We start from the raw sequence: 13,074 nt of genomic DNA, 5'->3' as shown, positions 1-13,074 counted from the left end.
CGACCGCAAGGCTTGCCGCCGCTGCGCCAATCAGCAAAACCGTCCATCTCAAAGCGAAACCCCCAAGTGCTCCGCGACCGAGAAGATATCCTTGTCCCCCCGTCCGCACAGGTTGGCGAGGATGATCTGGTCCTTGCCCATGGTTGGGGCGATCTTCTTCACTGCCGCAATCGCGTGGGCGGGCTCAAGCGCGGGGATGATGCCTTCGGTGCGGCAGAGCAGCTGGAAGCCGTCCAATGCCTCAACGTCGGTGACCGAGGTATAGTCCACGCGGCCGATTTCCTTGAGCCACGAATGCTCAGGGCCAATGCCGGGATAGTCGAGGCCCGCCGAGATCGAGTGGCCTTCGGTAATCTGGCCGTCCTCGTCCTGCAGCAGATAGGTCTTGTTGCCGTGGAGGATGCCGGGGCGTCCGCCTGCAAGGCTCGCGGCGTGCTCCTTGTCCAGCCCATGCCCTGCCGCCTCAACGCCCAGCATCTTGACGCTGGCATCGTCGAGGAACGGGTGGAACAGACCGATGGCGTTCGATCCGCCACCGATCGCGGCGACCAGCAGGTCGGGCAGGCGGCCGATGCGGCTCAGCATCTGCGCGCGCGCTTCCTTGCCGATCACGCTCTGGAAATCGCGAACCAGCTCAGGGTACGGGTGAGGGCCAGCGGCGGTGCCGATGATGTAGAACGTGTTGTGGACGTTCGCCACCCAGTCGCGCAGCGCCTCGTTCATCGCGTCCTTCAGCGTGCCTGCGCCCGCCGTGACCGGCACGACTTCCGCGCCGAGCAGCTTCATGCGGAACACGTTGGGCTTCTGGCGTTCAACGTCGGTTGCGCCCATGAAGATCACGCAAGGCAGGCCGAAGCGCGCACATACCGTGGCCGTGGCCACGCCGTGCTGGCCCGCGCCGGTCTCGGCGATGATCCGCGTCTTGCCCATGCGCATGGCGAGCAGGATCTGGCCGATGCAGTTGTTGATCTTGTGCGCACCGGTGTGGTTCAGCTCGTCGCGCTTGAACCAGACTTGCGCGCCGCCAAGCTCTTCCGTCAGCCGGGGCGCGAAATAGAGCGGGCTTGGCCGGCCTACGTAATGTTCGAGCAGGTCGTCGAACTCTGCCTGGAACGCCGGGTCAGCCTTGGCCTTGCGGTATTCCTGCTCGAGATCGAGGATCAGCGGCATCAGCGTTTCAGCGACATAGCGGCCGCCGAACTGGCCGAAGTGGCCGCGTTCATCGGGCTGGTTGCGGAAGCTGTTCGGTGTTTGCACGGTCATGGCGCTGCGCTTGGCAGAGCCTTTGCGGAAAGTCCAGATTGGCAAAGGTGGTGACTTTGGGGCAGGCCACAGCAAGATTGCAAGATCCTGCACGCGCCGTTCATCCAGGATCAATATAAAACAATCTAGCTGGGGTTCGCAACGTCGTGAAGGCGGCTCCGAAAGGGGTCGCCTTTTCGTGTTATAATAATGGTCAAGTAAATATCAAAAGTAACGATCTTTGTTAGCGGGCCTAATGTTGCAGTGATGTCACATTATTATTCGATCTGACTCTCCTGTGATTTTTTGCATTGTCTCCGAAACGGTCGCAACCTACCTGACGCCTCGCCACCTTCACAGAAGGGGCCAAAAAGTCAGGAGTACAATTATGCGTCTGGTTCTTATCTCTCTCGCCGCCTCGCTTGTTGCGGCTACCCCGGCTCTTGCCAACGAAACCCGCGTCGAAGCACGCGGCGGCGCTGTCTGGAATGACAGCAACACCGAAGCGCTTGCTGGCGTTGCCGCCGGCTACGACTATGACCTCGGTCAGGCTGCCTTCGTCGGTGCCGAAGTTTCGGCCGACAAGGTTCTGGCATCGGGCTACAAGGTGTCGTTCGGCTTCAACGGCCGCATTGGCGCGAAGGTCATGGACAACGGCAAGCTCTATGCCGTCGGTGGCTACAACACCGAAATCGCTGACAACGCAGAAGGCGCCTGGTCGCTGGGCGCTGGCTATCAGCACTCGTTCGGCAAGTTCTATGGCAAGGTCGAGTACCGCCACTTCTTCGCCGACAACGCCCTGCTGACCGACACCGACGCGGCTGTCGTCGGCCTCGGCGTGAAGTTCTGATCGAACTTCGCGACAAGCGAAATGAAGCGGGCGGCCTTGCAGGAGGTCGCCCGTTTTCACATGTTCTCAAGCCGTGCGAGCGTTGAAGCAGAAGGTGCGGATGCGGTCGGCGTCCTTCACGCCGGGCGCGCTTTCAACGCCCGAGGACACATCGACGAGGGTGGTGCCAGTTTCGCGCACGGCATCAGCGACGTTCGTTGGCGAAAGCCCACCGGCCAGCCCCCAGGGCAGTGGCCCCTTGTAGGCGCGCAACAGGTTCCAGTCGAAGGCGAGGCCGAGGCCGCCGGGCAGGGCTGCGCCCTTGGGCGTCTTGGCATCGAACAGGATGAAGTCGGCAACGCCTGCGTAGGCATCGGCCTTGGCAACATCTCCGGGGCCGGCGACCGAGATTACCTTCCACACCGGCTTGCCAAAGCGGGTGCGGATGGCAGCGGCCCGCGCTGCGTCTTCGTGCCCATGCAACTGGATGGCGTCGAGGCGGGCGCAAGCAACCGCCTCGCCCAGCAACCGATCGTCGGCATCGACGAAAACGCCCACGCGGGTCAGACGGCCTTCAGCCTGTGCCGCCAGCGCCGGCGCATCTTTCAGTGCGAGAAAGCGCGGAGATGGTGGAAAGAAATTGAAGCCGACATGGCTTGCCCGCGCCTCGATGGTGGCGGCGAGCGCGTCGCGGGTAGTGATCCCGCAGATTTTGATCGATGGTCCGGGCATTGGCGGCGCGTTACGTTCAACGCGCCGCCTCTGTCAATTACGGCTCAGGGGGCGAGTTCGTAGCTCACGTTGACCGTCACGGTCATTTCCAGCTCCCCCGCGGCTACTGGCGACGATTTGGGGGCAGAGGACATCGCTTCCCGCGCGAACATGATCGGGGGCTGCGGAGGCGGCGCGAAGCCGCCATTCTCGCTGATCGAAAGCACACGCACCACCCGCAGGCCGGCGGCCTTGGCATAGAGATCGGCCCGCGCACGAGCCTTGCTCATGGCCGCAATCCGCGCCTCGTCGAGCGCGCCTTCGGGGCTGTCGATCTGGAAAGACGGACCGTTGACCTGATTGGCGCCAGCAGAAACCAGCGTGTCGATCACCTTGCCGTACTGGTCGATCTTGCGCTGGCGGACAGATACCTGGTTTGTCGCCTGGTAGCCGACGATGACCGGGTCCGTCTGCTCGAACGATCCATCGGGCAAGCGCTTGGGCTGCCCATAGACCGGGTTTACCGAGAGATTGCTGGTCTGGATATCACGCTCGGCAATGCCGGCCTTCTTCAGTGCGGCGATGACCGCGGTCATGCGCTGCGCATTCTCGGTCAGCGCTTCACCTGCAGTCTTGCCTTGCGTGGTAACTCCAGCGCTGAACAGCGCCAGGTCGGGTGTGCGGGCGACCTTGCCCTCAACCGCAATGTTGAGCAGCGTATTGCCGGCAGCGACGACCGGACCTGCCGAAACTGTCTGCGCACTGGCGCTCTGGGCAATGCCAAGCCCTGCCATCGCGACAAGAGGCAGCGCGGCAAGAACGGTAGCGGATTTGAAGAACTTCACGGGGCTTGTCTCCTGCTTGTTGCGACAAGATTTGCCCAATTCAACTGTCGCGCACCTGAATTGGTGCCCGCTTTAACGTTCGAACCTGCATTAATCCTTCGTCATTAATGCCTGATGTTTTCGCATCTCTTTAGGATAACAGTGTTTTCTCCAGCACCACCATCCGGAATGGCACTGCATCGCCATTGGGAAACGGACGTGTTTCGCCGCTGTTCGCGTAACCACGCCGCTCGTACCAGGCGATGAGTTCAGGGCGCGCGTCGATCACGGTCATCTCCATGCTTTGCGCACCGAATTGCTCTGCGGCCATGTCCTCGGCATCGGCAATCAGCGCGCGGCCCAGTCCTTCGGCCTGCATGTCCGGATCTACGCACAGCATGCCAAGATAGGCACGGCCGTTGCCGAGATTCGTGATCGTGACCGTCCCGGCAAGCGATCCTTCGATTTCGGCAAGCAGCACGAGCGAGGAATCTGCAGCGATCGTTGCGGTCAGCTCGGCATCGCTGGTGCGTTCGTCATGAAGCAGGTCCGCCTCATGCGTCCACCCCCGTTTGGCGCTTTGCCCGCGATAGGCTTTCTCGACCAGCGCCCGCAGCGCCGGAACATCTCCCGCTCTGGCCAACCGGAACCGGATCATGGAGTCAAAGCGTGGCTTCGATCGCGCGCGCGGCGGCGACAGGGTCTTCCGCGCGGCTGATCGGGCGGCCGATGACCAGCACGCTTGCCCCTGCATCGCGCGCGGCTCGCGGGGTCACGGCGCGCTTCTGGTCACCCAGCTTGCCGTCGGCGGGGCGCAGGCCGGGAACGACGAAGTAGCCATTCTTCCAGCGCTTGTGAATTGCCCCGACCTCATGGCCCGAGCAGACGATGCCATCGAGCCCGGCTTCCTGCGCCAGATCGGCGAGCCGCAGCGCCTGGTCATAGGCCGATCCACCGACGCCCATGGCCGCCATGTCCCCGTCATCGAGGCTGGTCAGCACCGTGACCGCGACAACCTTGGTATGCTCGCCAGCTGCCGCCTTGGCGTCTTCCATCATGGCGCGCCCTCCGCCGGCGTGGATCGTGACGATGGCAGGTTCAAGCACGTGAATTGATTGCATCGCGCCCGCCACCGTGTTCGGGATATCGTGCAGCTTGAGGTCGAGGAAGATCGGCAAGCCTACCTTGGCCACTTCGTGCACGCCGTGGTGGCCGTGCGCGCAGAAGAACTCGAGGCCCAGCTTGAGCCCACCGACATGGCCCTTGACCTTCTGGGCAAGCGCAACGGCGGCATCGAGCCGGGGCAGGTCGAGGGCAAGGTAGATCGGATTGCTCACAAGGTCTCGCTTCTGTTTTCCGCAGCGGCGGCTTCGAGGTTGGTGGAGGAAAGCGAGGGCGCGGTCTTCACGTTCAGCTGCGCCTCGAGATTGGCAATGCGCCGCAGCAGGCGCCAGCGCGTGGCGCGATAGATCAACCAGGTCGGCACCAGTCCAAGCAGGAAGGCAAGGATGACCAGCGCTGGAAGCCGGGTTTCGAGCAGCAGCCCTTCCCAGATGCGGACTTCAACCGGCTGCCAGTTGGCGGCCGTGAACGCGGCGAGCACCGCAATGACGAGAACCCAGAAAATCGTGCGCAGCATTCCCATGCCTTTCGCTCCGTGAGCCACCCGTCCGAACCCGCCCTGATTAAGGCAGGTTAAGCCTCTTGGCGAGTCCCTGCTGCCTTGCCCTGGTGTGCGTGCAGCGTCCCCGCCCGCACGGGGACGCAAGGGGGCCTCGTCAGGCTTCTCCGAACACCCGCGCGAAGATCGTGTCGATCGCCTTGAAATGGTAGTCGAGGTTGAACTTCTCCTCGATCTGCTCTGCGCTCAGAACGGCGGCGACTTCGGGATCAGCCTTGAGCAGTTCCAGCAACGAAAGCTGACCGTCGGATTCCCAGACCTTCATCGCGTTGCGCTGCACGAGGCGGTAGGAGGCATCGCGTTCCAGACCGGCCTGGGTCAGCGCCAGCAGGACGCGCTGCGAGTGAACAAGCCCGCCCATCTTGTCGAGGTTCTTCTGCATCCGCTCGGGATAGATCACCAGCTTGTCGACCACCGAGGTCAGGCGGGCTAGGGCGAAATCCAACGTGATCGTGGCGTCCGGCCCGATGAAGCGTTCAACTGAGGAGTGCGAGATGTCGCGCTCGTGCCACAGCGCCACGTTCTCGAGCGCAGGCGTGACGGCCGAGCGGACCATACGGGCCAATCCGGTCAGGTTCTCGGTCAGCACGGGATTGCGCTTGTGCGGCATCGCCGACGAGCCCTTCTGGCCGGGCGAGAAGTATTCCTCGGCTTCCAGAACTTCGGTGCGCTGCAGGTGGCGAATTTCCACGGCAAGGCGCTCGATCGACGAGGCAATCACGCCCAGCGTCGCAAAGAACATTGCATGGCGATCGCGCGGGATGACCTGCGTCGACACTGGCTCGACAGCAAGGCCGAGCTTGTCGGCCACGTATTCCTCGACGGCAGGATCGATGTTGGCGAAGGTCCCGACCGCGCCCGAGATCGCGCAAGTCGCCACTTCGGCGCGCGCCGCAACAAGGCGCGCCCGGCAGCGGGTGAACTCGGCATAGGCTTCTGCAAGCTTCTTGCCGAAAGTGGTGGGCTCGGCATGGATGCCGTGGCTGCGGCCGATGGTCGGCGTGTACTTGTGCTCGAAGGCGCGGCGCTTGATCGCCTCAAGCAGGGCATCAAGGTCGGCAAGAAGCAGGTCCGAGGCACGAGCGAGTTGCACGCTGAGCGTGGTGTCGAGCACGTCCGAGCTGGTCATGCCCTGGTGCATGAAACGCGCCTCGGGGCCGACCTGCTGCGCCACCCAGTCAAGGAACGCGATCACGTCGTGCTTGGTCACGGCTTCGATCGCGTCAATCGCGGCAACGTCGATCGTCGGGTTGGTCGCCCACCAGTCCCACAATGCCTTGGCACCGGATGGCGGCACCACGCCCAGTTCGCCCAGCTTCTCGGTGGCGTGCGCCTCGATCTCGAACCAGATGCGATAGCGGGCTTCCGGCTCCCAGATCGCGGTCATCGTTGGGCGGGCGTAGCGGGGGACCATGTTCGACTCCGTGCAAATCGTAATCTCGGGCTTGCCGGGGCCGCTAGGCGCAGAGCGCGGCGATGGCAAGGGGCCGCGCCAAGCTCGGCGTCACGGTTCAGGGAACAGTGCCGCTACGGCATTGGCATAGTCGGGCGTCAGATGGGTAGCATCGGCGTAGACCGGGCCTCGGGGACCGCGCAGCAGGCAGTCCGTGGCGTTGCACAGCACGTCCGACGGATCGACGTAGGCAATGCGAGGATTGCCAAGAGCAAAGGCCTTGAGGGCGGCATTGACTGCACGCGCCTCAGCTTCCCGTGCCGGGTAGCTGCTTGGGCAGGTGACATTGACGTAGCGTTTGCAGCGCTCGGGTCCGCCCGCCATCTCGGGACCGGCCGCTGCGGCGGTGGGAATGCTGCCAATCAGGACCAGACGGGTGCCGACGGGCAATTCCGCAGCAACTTCGCCAATGCCGGTGAGGAGAGCGGGAAGACCCGTGCCATTGGTCCAGCCCAGATTCTTGCCGCTGCTGGCGGCGTAGATATCCCGCTCCCAGCGCTGCGCCCAGAACACGGTGCGGGGGCGGGTGCGCCTTGCATAAGTCACCAGTTCGTCGACCAGCGCCCGGCAGGCCACGGCCGTGGACGTTTGCTCGGGAGAATTGCTGGCGTGGGGCAGCGACATGCAGCCATTGGCGGTAAGCAGCGCGCCGTCAGGCCACCGCCGGCTCGCCGCCTGCATGTACTGGCGCGCATGGCTGTCACCATAGAGCACGAAGGCTACGCCCGAGTCGGGAAGGACCGTTTCCGGCACAAGCGCCGCAGCGTTCGCCGGTTCAACGGTTGGCAGTCGGTCGAAATGAGCGGCTGCTCCAAACCCTGCAGGCAGCCCGACAGTCGCTGCGGCGAAGGCCCAGAGGGATGTGGGGTGCCTCAAGAGGCGCCGTTCCCGCACAGGAGTTTCGATCAGGCGAAGCGATGAAAAGCCCAGAGCGCAGGCGATGAGCAGGGCTGCCAGCCTGAGCCAGAGCGGCACCTCGCCCAGCCAGCTGTAATGAATGAAGGCAAGAAGCGGCACATGCCAGAGGTAAAGCCCGTACGACGCTCCTCCGATGGCAACGAGGGGCCTCGTGCTCAACAGTCGGTGCGCCGCCGATTGCGTATTGCCATGGACGAGAACAAGGCAGGTCCCGATCACCGAGAGGAGCAAGACGGGCCCCGGCAAGGTCATGGCGGGCCTCGCCACCGCGATCCCTGCCAGAACCATTGCCAGACCAGCAAGGGCAAGTTCCGGCCGCTGTCGCCGGGCAAGGGTTGCACTTGCCGCCCCTGCGAGCAGTTCCCAGGTCCGGGTCTGGGGCAGGTAGAACGCGGCCTGCGGCGTTTGCAACGCGGCTGTCATTGCATAGGCAAATCCGGCAATCGTCCCGGCCGCCAGCAACGGGACCAGCATCGACCTTCGCCAGCGGCATAGCGCCGCAAGGCACAGCGGGAACAGCAGGTAGAACTGCTCCTCTACCGCGAGGCTCCACATGTGCAGCAGCGGCGCATATCCTTCGGTGTCATCGAAGTAGCCAACCTTGCGTGCGAACAGGAGATTGGCCGCGAAAATCCCGGTCGCGCCGAGCGCTTGGCCGAACTTTCGCAGATCGTCCCGCACGAAGATGGCGCATGCCATTGCGGTGCTGGCGAAAAGCATGACCGAAAGAGCGGGCAAAAGCCGGCGTGCACGACGCGCGTAGAAATTCAAAATATTGAAATTGCTGGAATTAGTCTCTGATCGGATGATGCGTGTAATGAGATAGCCGCTGATGACGAAGAATATGTCGACGCCGACAAAGCCGCCTTCAAATCCCGTTATTCCGGCGTGGAACAGCATGACAGGGACCACGGCGACTGCGCGCAATCCTTCTATTTCAGCCCTTCGCCTGCTGCCTGGAGACACTGTCTTCCCACCCCAAGGGAAGGGATTGCAGAGTCACTTTGGTTTATCAAGTTTGCGTCATCGGTTTATTGAGGATTTGCCAAGCGAGTAGTTCCGGTTTTCTTCAAGATCCAGCGCCACCGGAATCCTTGATGCGCTAGATCAGGCCCTGGGCCTTGAGCGAGACATGGCCCTCCCGTCCGATCACGATATGGTCGTGCACCGTCATCCCCATGAGCCGCGAAGCTTCCATGATCTTCTGCGTGACCTGGATATCGGCACGGCTGGGCTTGGGTGAGCCTGACGGGTGGTTGTGGACGAGGATCATCGCGGCTGCGCCCACATCGAGACCCTTCTTGACCACCTCGCGCGTGTAGATCGGACTTTCGTCGAGCGTGCCATCGCCCACGAGATGGTCGAGGATCAGCATGTTCTGCGTGTTGAGATAAAGAACGCGCACACGCTCCACGTTGAGATGCGCCATGTCGATGTGCAGGTAATCAAGCAGCGCTTGCCAGTTCGACAGGACCGGCTGTTCGCGCACCACTGTCCGGGCGAGACGGCGCGCTGCCAGGCCAACGATGCGCAGTGCTGCCGCGCTCGTATCTCCCATGTTGGGATGGAGTGCCAACGCTTGGGGATCAGCATTGAGCACGCCGGCAAGACTGCCGAAACGCTGGATCAGCGAGCGGGCAATGGGCTTGGTATCGATCCGCGGCCGTGCCACCATCAGCAGATATTCGATAACCTCGTGATCGGCGAGGGCGTCTTCGCCGCCCTGCATCAGGCGCTTGCGCAATCGGCCGCGGTGTCCGCTCGCATCGCCACCGTCAAACGATGTCCGATTGCTGCGGTGAGCATCCCGTTCAGGAAAGAGTCGGCCTTGTTCCGCCATTTATCCCGCGCTGGCACCGTTTGAACGCTTGCACGTTCTACGCGGTGCATTGCCCAAGCCATGGGTATGCGTAAGAAGGGGGCAGATGGCAGATAGTTTCGAATTGGCGGAAAGCGACCCGCCGCCAGAGCCGGTCCGCGTCCGGCGGTGGCGTCGGCGCGTGGGCATTTCTGCGCTCGCCGTCGCTACTGTAGGGCTGGGTGGCGTCTGGCTGGCGCGCAATGCCATTGCCGACCGAATCATCGTGGGGCAGTTGAAAAGCTACGGCCTGCCAGCGACTTACCAGATCGAGAGCATCGGGCCTGGCACCGAAGTGCTGCGCAATGTCGTAGTCGGTGATCCACGCAATCCCGATCTGACGATCGAGCGGATGGAAGTGGGCATCCGCTACGGGCTTGGGGTGCCTTATGTCGGGTCGGTGCGGCTGATCGCGCCGCGGTTTTACGGGCGTTTTCAGGACGGCAGGCTGAGCTTCGGCAGTCTCGACAAGGTTCTCTACGCGCCCAAGACCGACGACAGCCCGTTTGCCCTGCCTCGGCTTGACCTTCGCATCGATGACGGGCGCGGGTTGCTGTTGACGCCGGCGGGCAAGGTCGGCCTGGCTATCGAGGGCCGCGGCAGGCTCGACGATGGCTTTGCAGGCACGCTTGCAGCCGTTGCGCCGCGTGTATCCGGCAATGGCTGCAGCGTCGACGGAGCGCGTTTTTATGGGCGGCTCTCGGTGAGTAGCCAACGTCCCGCCTTGTCCGGGCCGCTGAAGCTTGCCCGGCTTTCGTGTGGCAGTGGCGCAAGCAGTGGCGCCATCTTGGCAGACATCGATGCGAGGGCGGACAAGGGGCTGGCCGGACTCGCCGGAAATGCCATCGTTCGTGCGAGCAAGCTGGCGCTTCCCGGCGCTACGGCTCAAACGCTCGCGCTCGATACCCGGCTCGCCTTCCGCGATGGCGCGCTGACCGGTCGTGTCGATGCCAATGCCGGTGGAGTAAGCAGCGGCGGGGTGAGGTTCGGTCTGCTTGGGCTTGAAGGATCGGTTCGGGCGCGAGACTCTTTCCGGAAGGCAGAATTTCGCGGCACGATCGATGGCGAGGGTTTGCGTCAGGGCAATGCACTCGATCGCGCACTGTCGTCTGCTTCGCGCAAATCGGCCGATACGTTGCTTGGGCCCATGCTTGAGCAGTTGCGCGACAGCTTGCGCCGCGAGGAACGGGGCAGCCGCATTTCGGGCGAAATCGCGCTGCGCCGGAATGGCGATGCCTTTTCCGCGGTCGTCCCCCAGGCAAGGTTGAACGGGGGCAGCGGGCAGGCGCTGCTGACCCTTTCACGCTTCCAGATCGCCAGCGGCACCAGGGGCGGACCGCCCTTGCTTGCCGGGAATTTCGTGACCGGGGGTGCGGGCATCCCCCGCATTGTCGGCCGAATGGAGCGGGGCAAGGCTGGGCAGGCGCTGTTCCGCTTGACCATGGCGCCCTGGCGCGCTTCGGGAGGCGTGTTGGCCATACCCGACATGATGGTAGCGCAAGTGCGCGACGGATCGCTCGGCTTCTCCGGCATGGTCCAGGTTTCCGGCGCGATTCCGGGAGGATCGGTCAGCAACCTCGCTCTGCCCGTCAACGGCGCCTATGGCGCAAGCGGGGAGCTTGCGCTGTGGAAGCGTTGCGTGACCGCGCGGTTCGAGCGGCTGGACCTGGGCAAGATGGCGGTCGACGGCAACGCGTTGCAGTTCTGCCCCCCAGGTGGAAGCGCGATCGTTCGCAATGGCGGTGCGGGCCTCAGGATCGCGGCAGGGACGCCCGCGCTCGACCTCACCGGTTCACTGGGCGGGACCCAGGTTGCGGTTCGGACAGGCCCGGTCGGTTTCTCCTGGCCGGGCGTGCTAAAGGCATCGGCCGTGGAGGTCGATCTGGGGCCGCCTGCTACCGCAACAAGGCTCAGACTTGCTGATCTGGATGCCAGACTTGGTCCCGACCTTACCGGAACTTATGCCGGAGTTGAGGCGCGGCTCGCAGCAGTTCCGCTCGACGTTACCAATGCTGCCGGTCAATGGCGCTATGCCGATGGCGTTCTGGCGCTGTCAGGCGTCGACTTCGACCTGACTGACCGGCTTGATCCACCCCGCTTCGAAAAGCTCCACGCCAGCGGGGCGACCCTTTCGCTCGCCGACAATCGCATAACCGCCAATGCCCTGCTGCGCGAAGCGAAGACTGCGCGCGAGGTTGGGGCGGTGGCGATCCGGCACGACCTTGCCACTGCCAGCGGGCGCGCGGACCTGACCGTCGATAATCTTGTTTTCGACAAGGGTTTCCAGCCTGCGCAATTGACGCGGCTGGCGCTGGGCGTCGTTGCCAACGTCAATGGCAAGGTGACTGGCAGCGGGGTGATCGACTGGAATGCGCGAGGCGTGACCAGCTCGGGCAAGTTCGGCAGCGAAGGGCTTGATCTTGCCGCAGCTTTCGGTCCGGTGAAGGGGCTGAAAGGATCGCTGGAGTTCACCGATCTGCTGGGCATGGTCACTGCGCCACACCAGAAGCTGACCGTGGCCTCGATCAATCCGGGCATCGAGGTGAGCGAAGGCGTGGTGGACATCAGCCTTCTGCCCGATCAGGTCCTGCGCCTGCACGAAGGACGCTGGCCGTTTCTTGGCGGTACGCTGGTGCTGGAGCCGACGGACTTGCGCCTCGGCGTTGCCGAGGCGCGGCGCTACACCCTGACCGTCATCGGCATCGAAGCAGCGAAGTTCATCGAGAAGATGGAACTTGGAAACCTTGCCGCAACAGGCACTTTCGACGGACAGTTCCCGCTCATCTTCGATGCCGACGGCGGGCGGATCGAGGAAGGCAAGCTCGTTTCCCGCGCGCCCGGCGGCAATGTGTCCTACATCGGCGCGCTGACCTACGAGAACATGGGCGCGATGGCCAACTTCGCGTTCGACGCCCTCAAATCGCTTGATTATTCGACTATGACCATCGCCATGCGGGGTGACCTTGAAGGCGACATCGTGACCAACGTGAAGTTCGATGGGGTCAAGCAAGGCGCTGGCACGAAAAGAAACTTCATCACCAGACAGGTGGCCAAGCTGCCGATCCAGTTCAACGTCAACATCCGCGCACCGTTCTACCAGCTCATCACATCGTTCAAGGCGATGTACGATCCCGCCTTCGTCAAGGATCCGCGCACGCTGGGTCTGGTCGATGCGCAAGGAAGACCGCTCTACCGGTCAGCCAATGGCGTACGCCCCGACGGCGCGCCGGTGATCGTGCTGCCTGGGAGCGCAAACAACATTCAGCCTGCAGAAAGCGGAAAAATGCCATGAGGAACCCGGAATTGACCCGATCCGCGAACCCTGCGACCAAGAGAGCCATGGGGAAAGACGGATTTCAGTTCTGGCTGCGCCACCTGCGGGTGCTGCCATTGATGGGGGGCCTTGCACTGGCCGGCTGCATTTCGGTGAAGGCACCGGACAAGCCGATCGTGATCGAGCTCAACATCAATATCAAGCAGGAGGTCGTGTACCGGCTCGCGCAGGATGCGAACAACACGATCGAAAGCAACCCTGACATCTTCTGATGTCCGGTGCGT

At 63.2% G+C, this 13,074-nt stretch carries 12 protein-coding genes; 3 read left to right on the top strand and 9 right to left on the bottom strand.

The window, feature by feature from the left end; translation table 11 throughout:
* Window positions 1-48: 48 nt before the first annotated feature.
* The gene (gene trpB / locus B9A23_RS10815; RefSeq protein ID WP_084279234.1) at window positions 49-1,263 is read right to left on the bottom strand and encodes a tryptophan synthase subunit beta; all 1,215 of its coding nucleotides are present in this window, start codon (window positions 1,261-1,263) and stop codon (window positions 49-51) included.
* A 367-nt stretch (window positions 1,264-1,630) separates the two neighbouring features.
* Here trpB and B9A23_RS10810 point away from each other — a divergent pair, with 367 nt between their 5' ends.
* Window positions 1,631-2,092, top strand: coding sequence for an outer membrane protein (locus tag B9A23_RS10810; protein WP_084278905.1), 462 nt, complete (start codon window positions 1,631-1,633; stop codon window positions 2,090-2,092).
* A 66-nt stretch (window positions 2,093-2,158) separates the two neighbouring features.
* Here the strand turns inward: B9A23_RS10810 and B9A23_RS10805 are convergent, their stop codons facing one another.
* The 8 genes from B9A23_RS10805 to radC all read right to left on the bottom strand — a co-directional run bounded on the left by B9A23_RS10805 (window position 2,159) and on the right by radC (window position 9,498).
* Entirely contained in the window at window positions 2,159-2,803 is a 645-nt protein-coding gene (locus B9A23_RS10805) for a phosphoribosylanthranilate isomerase (RefSeq protein WP_084278903.1), read from the bottom strand.
* A gap of 44 nt (window positions 2,804-2,847) precedes the next feature.
* Complete coding sequence (locus B9A23_RS10800) at window positions 2,848-3,576, bottom strand: SIMPL domain-containing protein (RefSeq protein ID WP_084279232.1); 729 nt, start codon at window positions 3,574-3,576, stop codon at window positions 2,848-2,850.
* A gap of 181 nt (window positions 3,577-3,757) precedes the next feature.
* Complete coding sequence (locus B9A23_RS10795; protein WP_084278901.1) at window positions 3,758-4,264, bottom strand: GNAT family N-acetyltransferase; 507 nt, start codon at window positions 4,262-4,264, stop codon at window positions 3,758-3,760.
* Between the two features lie 4 nt (window positions 4,265-4,268).
* Window positions 4,269-4,943, bottom strand: a complete 675-nt coding sequence (pyrF, locus tag B9A23_RS10790; RefSeq protein WP_084278900.1) for an orotidine-5'-phosphate decarboxylase — start codon at window positions 4,941-4,943, stop codon at window positions 4,269-4,271.
* Window positions 4,940-5,251, bottom strand: a complete 312-nt coding sequence (locus tag B9A23_RS10785) for a lipopolysaccharide assembly protein LapA domain-containing protein (protein ID WP_084278898.1) — start codon at window positions 5,249-5,251, stop codon at window positions 4,940-4,942. The genes pyrF and B9A23_RS10785 overlap by 4 nt, the downstream gene beginning before the upstream one ends.
* A 133-nt stretch (window positions 5,252-5,384) precedes the next feature.
* The gene (purB, locus tag B9A23_RS10780; RefSeq protein WP_084278897.1) at window positions 5,385-6,701 is read right to left on the bottom strand and encodes an adenylosuccinate lyase; all 1,317 of its coding nucleotides are present in this window, start codon (window positions 6,699-6,701) and stop codon (window positions 5,385-5,387) included.
* Window positions 6,702-6,791: 90 nt separating this feature from the next.
* The gene (locus tag B9A23_RS10775; protein ID WP_254895075.1) at window positions 6,792-8,624 is read right to left on the bottom strand and encodes an acyltransferase family protein; all 1,833 of its coding nucleotides are present in this window, start codon (window positions 8,622-8,624) and stop codon (window positions 6,792-6,794) included.
* Window positions 8,625-8,760: 136 nt separating this feature from the next.
* Complete coding sequence (gene radC, locus B9A23_RS10770) at window positions 8,761-9,498, bottom strand: RadC family protein (RefSeq protein ID WP_084278893.1); 738 nt, start codon at window positions 9,496-9,498, stop codon at window positions 8,761-8,763.
* Between the two features lie 85 nt (window positions 9,499-9,583).
* Between radC and B9A23_RS10765 the strand changes: the two genes are divergently transcribed.
* Together B9A23_RS10765 and B9A23_RS23290 are read left to right on the top strand one after the other, a co-directional pair.
* Window positions 9,584-12,808, top strand: a complete 3,225-nt coding sequence (locus B9A23_RS10765) for an intermembrane phospholipid transport YdbH family protein (protein ID WP_084278892.1) — start codon at window positions 9,584-9,586, stop codon at window positions 12,806-12,808.
* The gene (locus B9A23_RS23290) at window positions 12,805-13,062 is read left to right on the top strand and encodes a YnbE family lipoprotein (RefSeq protein ID WP_254895074.1); all 258 of its coding nucleotides are present in this window, start codon (window positions 12,805-12,807) and stop codon (window positions 13,060-13,062) included. The genes B9A23_RS10765 and B9A23_RS23290 overlap by 4 nt, the downstream gene beginning before the upstream one ends.
* The last annotated feature ends 12 nt before the right edge of the window (window positions 13,063-13,074 follow it).

This window comes from Novosphingobium sp. B1 (assembly GCF_900176395.1).
Taxonomy (GTDB): Bacteria; Pseudomonadota; Alphaproteobacteria; order Sphingomonadales; family Sphingomonadaceae; genus Novosphingobium.
The sequence above is the reverse complement of the archived record's forward strand: the minus strand, read 5'-3'. Positions and strand labels throughout refer to the sequence as shown.

Bases quoted from the DNA above. Each gene is read 5' to 3' on its own strand.
- trpB (WP_084279234.1), bottom strand. From the start codon at position 1,263: ATGACCGTGCAAACACCGAACAGCTTCCGCAACCAGCCCGATGAACGC.
- B9A23_RS10800 (WP_084279232.1), bottom strand. From the start codon at position 3,576: ATGGCAGGGCTTGGCATTGCCCAGAGCGCCAGTGCGCAGACAGTTTCG.
- purB (WP_084278897.1), bottom strand. From the start codon at position 6,701: ATGGTCCCCCGCTACGCCCGCCCAACGATGACCGCGATCTGGGAGCCG.
- B9A23_RS10810 (WP_084278905.1), top strand. From the start codon at position 1,631: ATGCGTCTGGTTCTTATCTCTCTCGCCGCCTCGCTTGTTGCGGCTACC.
- B9A23_RS10805 (WP_084278903.1), bottom strand. From the start codon at position 2,803: ATGCCCGGACCATCGATCAAAATCTGCGGGATCACTACCCGCGACGCG.
- B9A23_RS10785 (WP_084278898.1), bottom strand. From the start codon at position 5,251: ATGGGAATGCTGCGCACGATTTTCTGGGTTCTCGTCATTGCGGTGCTC.
- B9A23_RS10795 (WP_084278901.1), bottom strand. From the start codon at position 4,264: ATGATCCGGTTCCGGTTGGCCAGAGCGGGAGATGTTCCGGCGCTGCGG.
- B9A23_RS10765 (WP_084278892.1), top strand. From the start codon at position 9,584: ATGGCAGATAGTTTCGAATTGGCGGAAAGCGACCCGCCGCCAGAGCCG.
- B9A23_RS23290 (WP_254895074.1), top strand. From the start codon at position 12,805: ATGAGGAACCCGGAATTGACCCGATCCGCGAACCCTGCGACCAAGAGA.
- radC (WP_084278893.1), bottom strand. From the start codon at position 9,498: ATGGCGGAACAAGGCCGACTCTTTCCTGAACGGGATGCTCACCGCAGC.